This is a genomic window from Bartonella sp. AP4SXKL, assembly GCF_042195845.1.
GTDB lineage: Bacteria > Pseudomonadota > Alphaproteobacteria > Rhizobiales > Rhizobiaceae > Bartonella.
In genome coordinates this window covers 136,073-150,452 of the sequence record NZ_JBHIPA010000002.1, presented here as the reverse complement: position 1 = coordinate 150,452, position 14,380 = coordinate 136,073, and the positions used below count along the sequence as shown (strand labels likewise).

Annotated in this window: 10 protein-coding genes; 1 reads left to right on the top strand and 9 read right to left on the bottom strand. The window is 38.0% G+C overall.

Translation table 11 applies throughout. The annotated features are described in order from the left end of the window. Positions 1 to 180: 180 nt before the first annotated feature. Together ACFIMI_RS01810 and carB are read right to left on the bottom strand one after the other, a co-directional pair. Positions 181 to 390, bottom strand: a complete 210-nt coding sequence (locus tag ACFIMI_RS01810; protein ID WP_012754908.1) for a cold-shock protein — start codon at positions 388 to 390, stop codon at positions 181 to 183. 247 nt (positions 391 to 637) lie between these two features. Continuing rightward, on the bottom strand, positions 638 to 4,123 hold the full coding sequence (carB, locus tag ACFIMI_RS01805; protein ID WP_375612966.1) for a carbamoyl-phosphate synthase large subunit: 3,486 nt from the start codon (positions 4,121 to 4,123) through the stop codon (positions 638 to 640). An 816-nt stretch (positions 4,124 to 4,939) separates the two neighbouring features. Here carB and ACFIMI_RS01800 point away from each other — a divergent pair. Further along, positions 4,940 to 5,464 carry a methylated-DNA--[protein]-cysteine S-methyltransferase gene (locus ACFIMI_RS01800; protein WP_375611196.1) on the top strand — a complete coding sequence of 175 codons (525 nt, stop codon included), beginning with the start codon at positions 4,940 to 4,942 and terminating at the stop codon, positions 5,462 to 5,464. Here ACFIMI_RS01800 and ACFIMI_RS01795 read toward each other — a convergent pair. The 7 genes from ACFIMI_RS01795 to thiS all read right to left on the bottom strand — a co-directional run bounded on the left by ACFIMI_RS01795 (position 5,461) and on the right by thiS (position 14,380). Then, the gene (locus ACFIMI_RS01795) at positions 5,461 to 7,782 is read right to left on the bottom strand and encodes an ATP-binding protein (RefSeq protein ID WP_375620708.1); all 2,322 of its coding nucleotides are present in this window, start codon (positions 7,780 to 7,782) and stop codon (positions 5,461 to 5,463) included. The genes ACFIMI_RS01800 and ACFIMI_RS01795 overlap by 4 nt on opposite strands. 286 nt (positions 7,783 to 8,068) lie before the next feature. Next, complete coding sequence (gene pepN, locus ACFIMI_RS01790) at positions 8,069 to 10,696, bottom strand: aminopeptidase N (protein ID WP_375692196.1); 2,628 nt, start codon at positions 10,694 to 10,696, stop codon at positions 8,069 to 8,071. 73 nt (positions 10,697 to 10,769) lie between these two features. After that, positions 10,770 to 11,609, bottom strand: coding sequence for a uracil-DNA glycosylase family protein (locus ACFIMI_RS01785; RefSeq protein WP_375674708.1), 840 nt, complete (start codon positions 11,607 to 11,609; stop codon positions 10,770 to 10,772). A gap of 444 nt (positions 11,610 to 12,053) precedes the next feature. Further along, the gene (locus ACFIMI_RS01780) at positions 12,054 to 12,812 is read right to left on the bottom strand and encodes a hydroxymethylpyrimidine/phosphomethylpyrimidine kinase (protein ID WP_375674727.1); all 759 of its coding nucleotides are present in this window, start codon (positions 12,810 to 12,812) and stop codon (positions 12,054 to 12,056) included. Beyond that, on the bottom strand, positions 12,803 to 13,408 hold the full coding sequence (locus ACFIMI_RS01775) for a thiamine phosphate synthase (protein WP_375674706.1): 606 nt from the start codon (positions 13,406 to 13,408) through the stop codon (positions 12,803 to 12,805). The genes ACFIMI_RS01780 and ACFIMI_RS01775 overlap by 10 nt, the downstream gene beginning before the upstream one ends. Further along, complete coding sequence (locus tag ACFIMI_RS01770; protein ID WP_375631683.1) at positions 13,405 to 14,178, bottom strand: thiazole synthase; 774 nt, start codon at positions 14,176 to 14,178, stop codon at positions 13,405 to 13,407. Before ACFIMI_RS01770 ends, ACFIMI_RS01775 begins: the two co-directional genes overlap by 4 nt. 4 nt (positions 14,179 to 14,182) lie before the next feature. Then, on the bottom strand, positions 14,183 to 14,380 hold the full coding sequence (gene thiS / locus ACFIMI_RS01765) for a sulfur carrier protein ThiS (RefSeq protein ID WP_273791115.1): 198 nt from the start codon (positions 14,378 to 14,380) through the stop codon (positions 14,183 to 14,185).

Genomic DNA, 14,380 nt, shown 5'->3' with positions numbered 1-14,380 from the left:
TAAGCTCTTCGTAGATTTTATGAAAGTTTTTGAGGAAGTATAAGAGAGGTTTGATAAATTGTGCAAAGGAGATAAGCAGTCTTTTATTTTAACAAGGTAAAATAATGCTTTATACAAAATAAAAAAATCTTCGTCTTTACAGACGAAGATTTCTAAATAAAATATTGCAGAATTTAAACTTTAAAGTGCTGCAAGGTTACCAGCGGCAAATTTTCCTGAACGACGATCTTGAAGAACATCATAAGAGATTTTTTGCCCTTCATTAAGACTGTTTAGACCTGAACGCTCGACGGCAGAAATGTGTACAAATACATCTGCACTACCATCGCTAGGCTGAATGAATCCGAAACCTTTTGTTGTATTAAACCACTTAACTGTTCCTGTAGACATAGGAAACTCCTTAGAATATATAATTATATTGAGCATTGAAGCTTTCATTTCTTCAATACGGTTGTAGATCGAAATTAGGTGGGAGAAGTTTCGTCGAAAGTGCAGATTGCACAGGAAAGAAAGTCACGTAACCGAAAATTCGATGAAACCTCTATAAAAGTTTTTAGAACAAAAAGCAAGTCTTAATCAATTTTTATATAAAGAAAAAATAAGAAAACAGTGTACATTTTGCTAAGTAGAAAAAAATTCAACTAAAATAACTTTGTAGTGAACGTACCTCAAGGTGCCTTTTTTTGAGTGCTTTGATCGCTTCTACGACGGCTTCGGCTCCAGCTATTGTTGTATAATAGGGAACATTTTGCATGAGTGCTGCATAACGTAATGATTTTGAGTCTGAGATGGCACTGGCAGTGCTAGTTGTATTAAAAATCAATTGAATTTGGCGATTACGAATAGCGTCTTCAATATGGGGGTGTCCCTCTAGAACTTTGTTAATTTTTTTTGCTTCAACGTGGTGTTCGGTGAGAAATTTTTGTGTTCCACTTGTGGCGACAACAGAAAAGCCAAGCTCAGTTAAACGTTTTACAGGATTTAAGATGCGTTTTTTATCTTCATCCCTTACAGAAACGAACAAAGTTCCCTCTTTAGGGAGTTTTACACCAGCTCCAAGTTGGGCTTTAGCAAAAGCAAGCGAAAATTCATAGTCAAGTCCCATAACTTCACCGGTTGAGCGCATTTCTGGACCAAGAAGTGTATCAACACCTGAAAAACGAGCAAAAGGAAATACTGCTTCCTTGACGGCAATATGTTGTTTTTTTTGCAAAGAAGGTAATCCACCATAAGCTTCAAGAGCATCATGAAGCGTTTCTCCTGCCATAATACGTGCAGCCATTTTAGCAATAGGGCGACCAATCGTTTTTGCAACAAATGGGACAGTACGTGAAGCACGGGGATTGACTTCTAAGACATAAATGGTGTCATCTTTTATAGCATATTGTACATTCATTAAGCCGCGAACATGAAGTGCTTGTGCTAATGCTTTGGTTTGGCGCTCTAATTCAGTAACTATTTTATTTGAGAGCGTATGGACTGGTAGAGAACATGCTGAATCACCAGAGTGGATACCAGCTTCTTCAATATGTTCCATAATACCAACGATTAGTGTTTCTTTGCCATCACATAGACAATCAACATCTACTTCAATTGCTTCTGTTAAATAGGTATCAAAGAGAAGCGGATTTTTACCAAGCAATATATTGATTTGTCCTGTTGTGTCGTTAGGATAACGGACTTTGATATCTTCTGAAATTAATTCAGGGACACTCTCAAGTAAATAATTTTGTAAGCTACGTTCATCACGAATAATTTGCATAGCACGTCCTCCTAAAACATAAGAGGGACGTACAACCAAAGGGAAGCCTAGTTCGTGGGCAATGAGGCGTGCTTGTTCAATGGAGTGGGCAATACCATTTTGAGGTTGTGTTAAATTAAGTTTAAATAACAGTTTTTGAAAGCGGTCTCTATCTTCTGCTAAGTCGATAGCGTCAGGTGAAGTACCTAGGATGGGGATATTGTGTTTTTCTAGAGCGCTTGCCAATTTCAAGGGTGTTTGTCCGCCAAATTGGACGATGACTCCAACCAAATCTCCTTTTTCCTGTTCTGCTTCTAAAATAGCGATAACGTCTTCTGTTGTTAAAGATTCAAAGTAAAGGCGATCAGAGGTATCATAGTCGGTTGAAACTGTTTCAGGATTACAGTTAATCATAATCGCTTCAAATCCTGCATCACGCAGTGCAAAAGCAGCGTGGCAGCAACAGTAATCAAATTCAATACCTTGCCCAATGCGGTTTGGTCCACCGCCTAAAATAGCAATTTTTTTGCGTTCAGAAACGTGTGCTTCCGAGTGCTCTACACCTGCAAAGGGAACTTCATATGTTGAATACATATAGGCTGTAGGAGAAGAAAATTCAGCGGCACAAGTATCAATCCGTTTGAAGACGTGTTTAACATTCAGTGATTTACGTAAAGCTGCGATATAATCGGGTTCTTTCCCTGTAAGGGAGGCTAATCGCGCATCTGAAAAGCCCATAGCTTTTAACATACGTAAATTATCTGCGTCTTGGGGTAATCCATGAATGCGGATACGCTGCTCCATTTCAATGATGGAGGCTATTTGTTCTAAAAACCACGGATCAATTTTGCTAATTTGGTGAATCTCATTTAAGGGTAAGCCTGTGCGCATGGCTTGAGCAATATAGCGTAGACGATCAGGGCTTGGTATGGCAATGGCTGAGCGTATAGAACTTTTTTCATCACCTTCAGCATGCTCTGGAATCACAATTTCATCAAGACCCGTAAGCCCTGTTTCAAGTCCACGGAGTGCTTTTTGTAACGATTCTTGAAAAGTGCGTCCAATTGCCATGACTTCTCCTACAGATTTCATCGCAGTTGTGAGGACAGGTGATGAACCGGGAAATTTTTCGAACGCAAAACGAGGAATTTTTGTCACAATATAGTCAATAGAAGGTTCAAATGATGCTGGTGTTGCACCACCCGTGATATCATTTTTTAATTCATCAAGTGTATAACCAACAGCCAGTTTAGCCGCTACTTTGGCAATGGGAAACCCCGTTGCTTTTGAGGCAAGCGCTGAAGAGCGAGAAACACGCGGATTCATTTCAATAACAATGAGGCGCCCATTTTCAGGATTGACAGCAAACTGTACATTGGATCCCCCCGTTTCAACACCAATTTCTCGCAAAACAGCAATCGAAGCATTACGCATACATTGATATTCTTTATCGGTTAAGGTGAGAGCAGGTGCTACAGTGATCGAATCACCGGTATGAATCCCCATTGGATCAATGTTTTCAATAGAACAAACGATGATACAGTTGTCGTTCTTATCACGAACAACTTCCATCTCATATTCTTTCCACCCTAAAACACTTTCTTCAATTAATACTTCTGTTGTTGGTGAAGCTTCAAGCCCACGTTCAATAATTTCATAGAATTCAGAGCGGTTATAAGCGATTCCACCACCAGTTCCACCAAGGGTGAATGAAGGACGAATAATAGCTGGAAGCCCAACAACATCAAGAGCTTGAACTGCTTTTGCTGTTGCATGAGCGATATAATGTTGTTTGCGATCAGCTTCGGTATGTCGCCAGTTGCGCTCAAGTTCTTCGAGTGCTTTGTCAAGCGCAGCACCAGAAAGTTTTGCTTTAAGTTCAGCACACGTTTTTGCGTGTTGTTGGCGATTTTCTTCTTTCAGTTCTGTTGCATTGGCTAACATAGAGCGTGGCGTTTCCAAACCGATTTTTGCCATCGCTTGGCGGAATAAAGCACGATCTTCAGCTTTATCAATAGCATCAGCATTGGCTCCTATCATTTCAACATGATAGCGGTCTAGAATACCCATACGCTTTAATGATAAAGCAGTATTGAGGGCTGTTTGTCCTCCCATAGTGGGCAAAAGGGCATCGGGACGCTCGTGAGCAATAATTTTGGCAACTATTTCAGGAGTAATGGGCTCTATATAAGTTGCATCAGCTAGATCTGGATCTGTCATAATCGTGGCAGGATTAGAATTTACCAAAATAATTCGGTAACCTTCTTCTTTTAATGCTTTACAGGCTTGAGTGCCTGAATAATCAAATTCACATGCCTGACCAATGATAATAGGTCCTGCTCCGATGATAAGAATAGATTTTATATCTGTGCGTTTGGGCATGACTTTTTCCTATGACAAATATCTGTGTGTGATTGTTGCGGGCAAAATATTTTAGTTCTGAGGCTACCGTCATTTTATAAGTTAAGTGAAAAAGAAAGTAAGCATTAAAATACCTTTTCCATGCTTTTTTTCATAAAATTGAAGATAAATTTCTTTTTTGAGTTGAGTCATCTCGTCAGTTTATCAAAAGTATGACCTTTGATAAAAAATAATAACAGTGCTCCAACAAATTAGAATATTCAAGCATACTGTGGAGCATAAAAAGCCGGAACATCTTTCCAATCCATTGCCGGCATACTTTCTTTGTGTTTTATGACGTTTTTTGCTTAAGAGAGCACGCGCTTTTTCTGTTGCTTGTAAAACATAAGCTATTATTTATGGTTCGATGGGATTTCGTAAAATAAAATGGGAAGCTTATCGTGTTGTTCCGTAAAATACTGCCGTTTAGAGTTGTGATATAAGGTATGAAAATTTACCACATTAAGGTGTTTTTGTTAGAGTGTATGATAGAATTCAGAGCAGGATTTGTCTGTAGAGAGCTTATGAAATAAACCATATCAAATGGGTTCAGTTGGAATCTGTTATATAAAAAGCAAGATTGTTGATAGATCAGCTCTGGTCGAAGTTTCCGTCTTAGGGTAGGAAGAAAGTCAATCTATGTATCTTTCCATTTCATAAAAAGGTGAGAGTGTATTTAATACAATGGCTAAGGAGATAATTTCAGAATGATTTTGTTTGTTTTTAAAAGATAGTGAATACTCTCCCTTTACTTTATGGATGATGTTCAAAACTTTTTAAAATATAAAGAAGGCTAAAATGCTGAATATTTCCCAAACGAGAGTATTCTGTCTGAAAGATGTATCAATAGGAAAGCTTTTGGTGGCTAGGTCTCAAAAAGGGATTTGTCATATAGCGTTAGGAGACACTATAGAGCAATTATTACAGGAGTTTACGATACGCTTTGGTGATGTACAACAAGTTGTAGGTGACAATACATTTAAGAGAGAAGTTGCCCATATTATAGCCATGATAGAAACACCTAAGCTGGTAAAAAAATATAATTTTCCCTTAGATATAAATGGTACAGTTTTTCAACGACAAGTATGGGCAGTATTATGTGATATACCATGTGGTGAAACAATTTCATATGAGATCTTAGCATGCCGTATTGGTATGCCGAAAGCTTTTCGTGCCGTTGCTCATGCCTGTGCACGTAACGAATTGGCTATTATCATTCCGTGTCATCGTGTTGTGCGTAAAAATGGTTTTATTTCAGGGTATCGTTGGGGGGAAAAACGGAAACAGATTTTACTACAACGGGAACAAAATGGAAAAATTTAACTTTGTGTGATGGGCATTATAATCGTTACAGTTGTTCCTTTCATTTCTTTTGAAGTAATTTCAAGTTTTCCTTTGTGGAGTTCTAGCAAGGAGCGTGAAATGGCTAATCCAAGACCTGAGCCCGTATGAGATTTAGTGAGCTGATTTTCGACTTGTTCAAAAGGTTGCCCAAGTTTTTTAATTGCTGATTGGGGAATACCAACGCCTGTATCTGTAATTTTAAAAATAAGGTTATTTTTTTTCTTGAAAGCGCAGACATCAATATTTCCGCCAGAAGGCGTAAATTTAACGGCATTAGAGATGAGATTAAGGAAAATCTGTTTCATTGCACGACCATCAACTTCAGCATGAAGTTCTGGGGTAATGTTTGTTGTAACAACAATATTTTTTTCTTGAGCTTGAGGTGTTAGTGTTCGTACTGCTTCACTAATGATGGGCTCAAGATCGGTATTTTTACAATCAAGCGTAAATCTTCCTGCTTCGATTTTTGACATATCAAGGATGTCATTGATAAGGGTTAGAAGATGGGTTCCTGAATTGTAAATATCATGCATATATTCCTTATAGCGTTGTGAACCAAGAGGACCAAAAGTCGATTGCAACATGATATCTGAAAAACCAAGAATAGCATTCAGAGGCGTGCGCAATTCATGAGACATATTGGCTAAAAATTCTGATTTAGCCTTATTAGCACTTTCGGCGCGTTCTTTTTCTGCTTTCAGACTTTTATTAAGTTTTTCAACTTCTGTTGCGCGTTGTTGAGCACTCCCTCGCGCGCGCTTGAGTTCTTGAATGAAAGAGAAAAGACGCCTTTCACTGTCTTCAAATTTTTCCTGTTGTTGTTTAAGCTCAGAAATGTCAGTACCAATACAAACCAATCCTCCATCTTGGGTTCGTCGTTCGTTAATTTTGAGCCAACAACCATCTGCCGTTTGGCGAATACTGGTTAAGTTACCAGTACCATCATCTTTAAGGGGATATTCACTGAGTGCAGGGCGTGCCATGGCTTCGACGGTTGCACGTTGGATACCTGATTGGAGAATTTGTTTAGGAATAGCGGCATATTCGCAAAATTTGCTGTTGGACATGACTAAACGTCCTTCAGCATCCCACAAGACGAAAGATTCTGAAATGTTTTCAATCGCATCACGGATACGAAGGTCGGCTTGCGCTGTTTGTTCAGCCAATTGTTGCTGTTCACTAATATCGAAGGAAATACCAACCAAATGGGGTTCTTCTTCTTCAGTAACTTCGGCACGAATGCGCATCCATACATAATGACCATCAGCATGACGCATAGGAACGTTAATATCGATATGCTTTTTTTTACCGCTCATTAATTCCTGAGCAAGGTCAAAAAAATTCGCATCATTTGGATTGATAATGGCGCTAATTTGGGAAATTGAGAGCAATGCATCTTGAGGGACATAGCCGAGCATTTCGTACATTGCTCGTGACCAGTAGACGCGTCCACTTGCCATATTCCAATCCCATAGTCCACAGCGTCCACGCATCATTGCCATATCAATACGGTTTTGAATTTTTTCTGAAACAAGATCTGTTTTGCGTGCTCGTACAATTTGGTTGTAATAAGCATAAAGAAGAGCAAGGATAACGCCACTAGTTCCAATGAACATGGTTATATTTAACGAGAGAGCTTTCCGCCATTCCATGTAAATATGTTGCATTTTTTCACTGATGAATACCCCATATTGTCCATTTTCTGTTTGCTGAAAGGAAGCGAGAGCAGGAATATCTTTTCCTATTGTAATTTTCATGATTCCAGCATGTTTTCCTAGAGCTTGTAAAGTAATGCTTTCAGAGGTAAAATTCTGTAAGGGTTTTCCTAAGACAATCTCGGAACTTGATGAAGCTAGGACATTGCCTTTTTGATCGACAATAGCAATAACAGCGCTGGTTTTTATAAAACCTTTGTTACGAAAATTAGTCAGGATATTTTGTAAATGATTATGAGAAAGAGCAGCAGCTTTTCCTTGTCGAGTGGCGGCAAGTAAGTCACGGTCGATTGTATTGGTAATATGAGAAGCTAAGAGAGCGATGGTAGAATGCGTGTTTTTATCAATTGTGTTGCGCCAATCATAGATTGATAGGAAACGGATTGCTGCTAGTATAACAAGAAATGCAAGAATTACAAATGGGAGTGAACGTCGCAGCCAAGGTTCAATAAAAAGAAGTTTTTTATAGGCAGAACCAGAAAACAGATTGGTACGCTCTGTCCGCTCCTTGCGACTTTGAGCGCTTGATTTTGAATCAGCATACACCTCCCTTGGCGCATTATATGCGTCCAATTTAGCCATCTCGCGTTCCTTTAATTCTGGAATAATGTGATTTAAAAACTGCTTCGATATTCATAGTAACCCCATCGAGTGCAATGAATCAAAACAGGAGTCTTCTGTCCAGTCTTTTTTTAAAAAAAAATAATTTTACTTTTATGATTTTGGAATATGAAAAGAAAAAAGTACTTTAAACGTGATCTATAAACAGGCTTAGATTGCCTGTTTATAGATTTAATGATGATCGAATAGTTTATAGAATTTATTTTAAAAAATATTATAGCATATTGATTTAAAATAATTTTTTGTTTCAAGTAAGCAGACGGTTGATGATATCAGCAACATCGCTTGATAATTTTGGCGCAGCAGCAATCATTTTTAATTCAGTTTCAAGTTTTTGTTGTCGAATAGGTTCTAATTGTCGCCAAGAGCGCATCATTGTTAATAATCGTGAAGCAAGCTGTGGATTTTTTTTGTCAATTTCCAAAATAACTTGGCAAAGAAAATGATAAGATGCTCCATCCATCCTGTTAAAGCCCGTGAGATTGTTAGAGGCAAAAACACCGATTAGAGAACGTACACGATTAGGATTATCTTGTGAAAACAGCGGATGTTGCATGAGCTTTTGAACATTCTCGAGTGTTGATGTGCCAGCAACCATTGCTTGAATAGAAAACCATTTATCCATGACCAAAGGGTCATTCTGATAGCTGTTTTCAAAATCATTTAAGGCATTTTGTGCCTGCTCATTTTCATTAAAACGCTTCACGAGAACAGCGATACTCGCCATACGGTCAGTCATATTATCAGCTGTTGCATACTGTATAGCAGCTCGATTTGGATTGGCTTCAGCAATGGAAAGGTAATCCAGTATGATATTCTTTAATGCTCGCTTTCCAGCTTGTGCAGTGTTTGGTGAATAGGGCTCTTGGGTTTGCATTTGTCCATAGAGTTTTGTTAAGAGCTCTTGGTGAGTTTGTGCAAGTGAAACTAAAAACTGATTGCGGACATAATGAATACGATCTGGGTCAATATTTTTACCGATTGTATGAGCAAGCTCAACTTCACTAGGTAAATTTAAACAGAAGGCACGAAATTCAGGCTCTAAGGTTTCATCTGTTATGATCGTTTCAATCAGCTTTAGCAAAGCAGAAGGGAGTGTTGCTTTTTCTTGTGTTTTATCTTGAATGCTTTGAATCAAAGCTTGCGTCATTAAATGATTAAGAGATTGCCAGCGATTGATGTGATTGTCATCATGTTGTGCAAGAAAAATAAGTTCTCTTTCATTGAATGGAGTGTGTAGAATGATTGGTGCTGAAAAGTCTCGCAGCAGTGATAAAACGGGTTTTTCACGCAGTCCCTTTAATGTAAAGGTTTGGCTTTCCTTGGATAAAAGCATAACATCTGATTGAATATTTGTATCTGCTTCATAGGTGAGGTTTTCTCCGTTAGGTCCTAACAAGCTAAATACGATAGGGATAAGCATAGGCTTTTTTGTATTTTGTTGTGGGGTTGCGGGAATATGTTGCTTTGCATGAATTGTTAAAACACCATCGCTATAATGACTATCGATTTCTACATTGGGTGTTCCTGCCTGTTCATACCATAGCATGAATTGGGAGAAGTCTTGACCAGACACTTCAGCAAAACAGGTAATAAAATCTTCAATTGTACAAGCTTGTCCATCATGACGTTGAAAATAAAGATCAGTGCCTTTACGAAAAAGAGTAGGACCTAAAATAGTCCGTATCATGCGAACAACTTCAGCACCTTTTTCATAAACAGTTGTTGTGTAAAAATTATTAATTTGGCTATATTGACGAGGACGCACAGGATGCGCAAGAGGTCCTGCATCTTCTGCAAATTGCGTTGCTTTTAATGCTTTTACATTTTCAATTCGCTGTAGGCTGCGTACATTTTGATCTGATGAAAATTCCTGATCACGATAAACAGTGAATCCTTCTTTTAAACAGAGTTGAAACCAATCGCGACAGGTAACACGATTACCGCTCCAATTATGGAAATATTCATGTGCAATGACACGTTCAACATTTCTATAATCCTGATCGGTTGCTGTTTCAGGATCGACAAGAACATATTTATCATTAAAAACGTTAAGGCCTTTGTTTTCCATTGCTCCCATATTAAAGTCGGAAACAGCAACAATATTGAAAACATCAAGATCATATTCGCGCCCAAAACATTGTTCATCCCAACGCATGGAACGTTTAAGAGCATCCATTGCATAGGTTGCGCGTTCGGTTTTTCCTTTTTCTACATAGATACCAAGCTCGATACGTCGTCCAGATACAGTTGTAAAATGGTCTTCTAACTTATCAAGATCTCCACCTACTAAAGCAAAGAGATAAGATGGTTTGGGATAAGGATCTTCCCAAATGGCAAAATGGCGATTATTTTCTAAAGTTCCTGTTTCCACCAGATTACCATTTGAAAGCAAGATTGGGATTGTTTGGGTATCTGCTTCAATTTTCACTCTATAGGTAGAAAGAACATCTGGGCGGTCGTAAAAATAAGTAATACGACGAAAACCTTCCGATTCGCATTGTGAGCAATAAACACCATTTGAAAGATAAAGCCCCATAAGTTGGCGGTTGCTTTCAGGATTCAGTTCCGTAACCAATTTCAATGTAAAAGGAACCGTTGGTGGCGTTGTAATTTCTAAACGTGAAGGCGTCACTTTATAAGTGTTTGGGGCTAATATCTCATCATTAATAGAAACGGAAATTAAAGTAAGATCATCACCAGAAAGAACAAGAGGTGTTAATTCTTTTGTATCGTGACGGGATTCAATAGACAATATGGCTGTAACATAGGTTTTTGTCGGTGCTAATTGGAAAGAAAGTTGTGTTTTAGGGATAACGTAAGGGGTTGGTTGGTAGTCTTCCAAACGATAAATAGATGTTATTGGCTGTTTCATAGTTTTTTCCCATTTGTATTTTAAGAGTTAAAGAAGGGTGTGTTAATTTTAGAAGCAATATAGGATTAAAGAATTACAAAAGGCTGTCGAGGCGATTTTTTACTTCTAAGAAGTCTATCCATGTAAGCTTCTTTTGACTAGGGGTTCTAAGAAGGTAAGCTGGGTGGAAAGTTGGCATAACAGGTATTTTTATATTATCCTCGCTTTCATAGATATGCCATTTCCCTCTTGTTCGGATAATCCCATTTTGAGATCCAGTAAGAAACTGTGCAGCAACGCCTCCTAGTGCTATAAGAACACGAGGACGCGCTAAATAAATGTGCCGTTCAATAAAAGGGCGGCACAAGGCAACTTCTCTTGGTGTTGGTGTACGATTTCCTGGCGGACGCCAAGGAATAGTGTTGGCAATGTAAACATTATTTCTTGTTAAGCCAATTGATGCGAGGATTTTATTAAGCAACATCCCGGCTTTTCCCACAAAAGGAATTCCTTGTATATCCTCGTCTCGTCCTGGTGCTTCGCCTATAAGCATCAGGGGGCTTCCTGCTGTTCCATCTGAAAAACAGGTATTTTTTGCTGTCAATTTTAATGAACAGCCATTAAATGCAAGGAGAGCAGATTTTAATTCATCAAGTGTCTTTGCATTTTTTGCACTCTCTATAGCTGTGGATTCATTTTGTATAGTCCTAGAGTTATGCAGCTGATGATGATCTAATTTTACGGTTGGAGATGTTTTGGGAGATGCTTGTTGATTATGAGAAATGTTCACGACAGATATTAATTTTCTCTCTGAACAAGCAGACTGCTTAAAACGATCAATAGGAAAATCTGTCAGAACGGCATCCGCACCACTTTCTTTATAAAAGTTTAAGAGTTCTTCATAGGAAATTGAGCATGGTGTTTGATTTAACATTTTATTTTTTCTAATGATCTAGCGATTATAGATCAAACAAAATTATCCTTCAAGTTTTATTAAATGTATTCGCTAGCCATTAATGTATAAGAACGCTGATAGGATTCTCTCTTTTCACAAAAAAGGCAAATCGTAAAATGCGAATGTTCGCGATTATATGCATCTTTAAATGTATAATTTGTTTAAATTGCGTTATTTCAACTTTTTAAACAGACTAAACTCACTCATACTAAAAGAATTTTTTACTGAATGCAAGTGGTGTGATAATATTTTTTATCATTATATTCTATATTTAATACTTAATGAAAGTGAATTTTGTAGTATTTTATTTATAAAATAAAGTATAAATTTTTATTATTATATTTTTTAAATAATTTTTATTAAAAAATAAATATATTAATGAATATATAAATATTACTTTTATATGAGAAAAATACTAAGACATTATAAACTATTTTTACAATGGGTTAAAAGCAATGTGTGGATATATTCTTTTGCTTTTTTTACAGCTGAAATGAGAGGTTCATTTAATGCTAAATGCGCTGCAATAGCGCTTGAGAGAATGCAACCTGTTCCTCGCATTGTTCCTTTTAAACGTGGAGTAGAGATATTTATGACTTCAGTTTTGTCAATGAAGCTATCAATTGCAAGAGGACCCTCCGCATGTCCCCCTTTTACTAAAATAGAGCGAGCTCCCAATGACAAAAGTTTTTTTGCTTGTTGTATTGCTTGCTTATCATGAGATGCCAATGGACTTTGGCTAAGAAGAGCGAGTTCTTCTCTATTCGGTGTTAAAAGATCAACATGAGGAAGCAGTTTATTGATCATCGTGTCGATGATTGTTTCCGTTATTAGTTTTCCTCCTGATGAAGCGACAAGTACAGGGTCCCAAATAACTGGAACATGGGGATAGTCTTTGAGTACGTTACAGATTGCTGCTATAATTGCTTTTGTCCCCGTCATACCGATTTTTATTGCGCTTATTGGATTTGCTTCTAGGGCAGCACGCATTTGCGCAGCGACGAGGTCTCCACGCATTGCAATGATTTCGACAACGCGATTATCATCTTGTACGTTAACACAAGTAATTGCTAAATTTGCTTTTATTTGAAAATGTGCAGAGGTTTCTATATCACGAACAATACCAGCACCTCCTGTTGGATCAGTGCCCGCAACAATAAGAATAGAAGGTATCAACGCCATGTTTGTGTCACTTTTATCCACTGCTGTACACGCTCTTCTGGTTTTTTATGGAGGATAATATCAGTCACAACAGCAGCACTATTTGCTCCTGCTTTTAAAACACCCACTGCGCGTTCTGGTGTTAAACCACCAATACCCACCAAAGGTAAAGCACCAATCCGCTTTCTCCATTGTTTGATTTTTTCTAGTCCTTGCGGCATCCATTTCATTTTTTTTAAGATTGTCGGATAAATAGGACCAAGTGCAATATACTCAGGATTAGCAGAGAGTGCGATATCCAATTCATGTTCATCATGTGTACTAAGACCAACTTTTATACCACTTTTACGAATTGCATGAAGATCAGCATTGCTTAGGTCTTCTTGTCCCAGATGAATAAAATTACACTTTTCATCAATTGCTATTTCCCAATGATCATTAATAATTAATTGTGCTCCCAATTTATTGCATATGTTTTTTGCACGCTTGATATGTTGACGGATTAGTTGTTGATTTTCATGTTTCATACGCAATTGTACGAGCTTGATACCAAGAGGAAGCAAACGTTCAATCCAATCAGCGTTATCAACGATGAGGTAAAATGGATCCAGTTTCATGAAAATACCGCTTTTCCAATGATTGGTGTTGAAGGGACTGCTACATTGCGTGCTTCGATCATGCCAGCTTTATATCCCATACGTCCTGCTTGAACAGCTTTAGAAAATGCTTCAGCCATCAAAACAGGATCACCTGCTTTAGCAACTGCGGTATTAAGCAGTACTGCATCATAACCGAGTTCCATCGCAATGGCGGCATGTGATGGGCGTCCAATGCCGGCATCAATAATAAGAGTAGCATCAGGAAGGTAAGCACGGATAGAACGCAATCCATCAGTATTATGAGGTCCTTTGGCAGAACCAATAGGAGCACACCAAGGCATAATAACACGGCAACCAATGTCAAAAAGTTTTTCAGCAACAATGAGATCATCCGTTGTATAGGCAAAAATTTTGAAACCTTCATTGTTTAAAATTTGAGCAGCTTCGATTAAGGAAAAAATATTTGGCTGTAAGGTATCTGAATTACCGATAATTTCGAGTTTAATCCAAGCCGTTTTAAAAAGATCTCTTGCTAATTGCGCTGTGGTTACGGCCTCTTTAACAGTATAACAACCAGCAGTATTAGGAAGCACTGTTACCCCAAGTTCTTGAAGAAATTTCCAAAATTGTCCACCTTGTTTTCCACCTGCAGTTTCACGGCGCAAGGAAACAGTTACAATTTCCGTATTCGATTTATGAATAGCATCACGAAGGATTGCTGGTGAAGGATATTGCGCTGTACCTAATAGAAGACGGGAAGAGAATTGTCGTCCATAAAGATTCAGCATAATTTTAGCCTCCTTGCATTGGGCTTAAAATTTCAATTTTATCTCCTTCATGCAAGACAAATTGGCTTCGTGCATCTATGGGAACAACTTCAGCGTTAACAGCAGTTGCAAGCCAATTTCCTTCATACCCCAATTCTTCAAGCAAGAGACCGAGAGTCATAACCTCTGTTTGGACTGTTTCACCATTAACAAATATTTGCAT

Coding starts and splice junctions, on each gene's coding strand:
- ACFIMI_RS01770 (WP_375631683.1), bottom strand. CDS start 14,178: ATGCTGAATCTTTATGGACGACAATTCTCTTCCCGTCTTCTATTAGGT.
- ACFIMI_RS01800 (WP_375611196.1), top strand. CDS start 4,940: ATGCTGAATATTTCCCAAACGAGAGTATTCTGTCTGAAAGATGTATCA.
- ACFIMI_RS01810 (WP_012754908.1), bottom strand. CDS start 390: ATGTCTACAGGAACAGTTAAGTGGTTTAATACAACAAAAGGTTTCGGA.
- ACFIMI_RS01785 (WP_375674708.1), bottom strand. CDS start 11,609: ATGTTAAATCAAACACCATGCTCAATTTCCTATGAAGAACTCTTAAAC.
- ACFIMI_RS01780 (WP_375674727.1), bottom strand. CDS start 12,812: ATGGCGTTGATACCTTCTATTCTTATTGTTGCGGGCACTGATCCAACA.
- ACFIMI_RS01795 (WP_375620708.1), bottom strand. CDS start 7,782: ATGGCTAAATTGGACGCATATAATGCGCCAAGGGAGGTGTATGCTGAT.
- carB (WP_375612966.1), bottom strand. CDS start 4,123: ATGCCCAAACGCACAGATATAAAATCTATTCTTATCATCGGAGCAGGA.
- thiS (WP_273791115.1), bottom strand. CDS start 14,380: ATGCAAATATTTGTTAATGGTGAAACAGTCCAAACAGAGGTTATGACT.
- ACFIMI_RS01775 (WP_375674706.1), bottom strand. CDS start 13,408: ATGAAACTGGATCCATTTTACCTCATCGTTGATAACGCTGATTGGATT.
- pepN (WP_375692196.1), bottom strand. CDS start 10,696: ATGAAACAGCCAATAACATCTATTTATCGTTTGGAAGACTACCAACCA.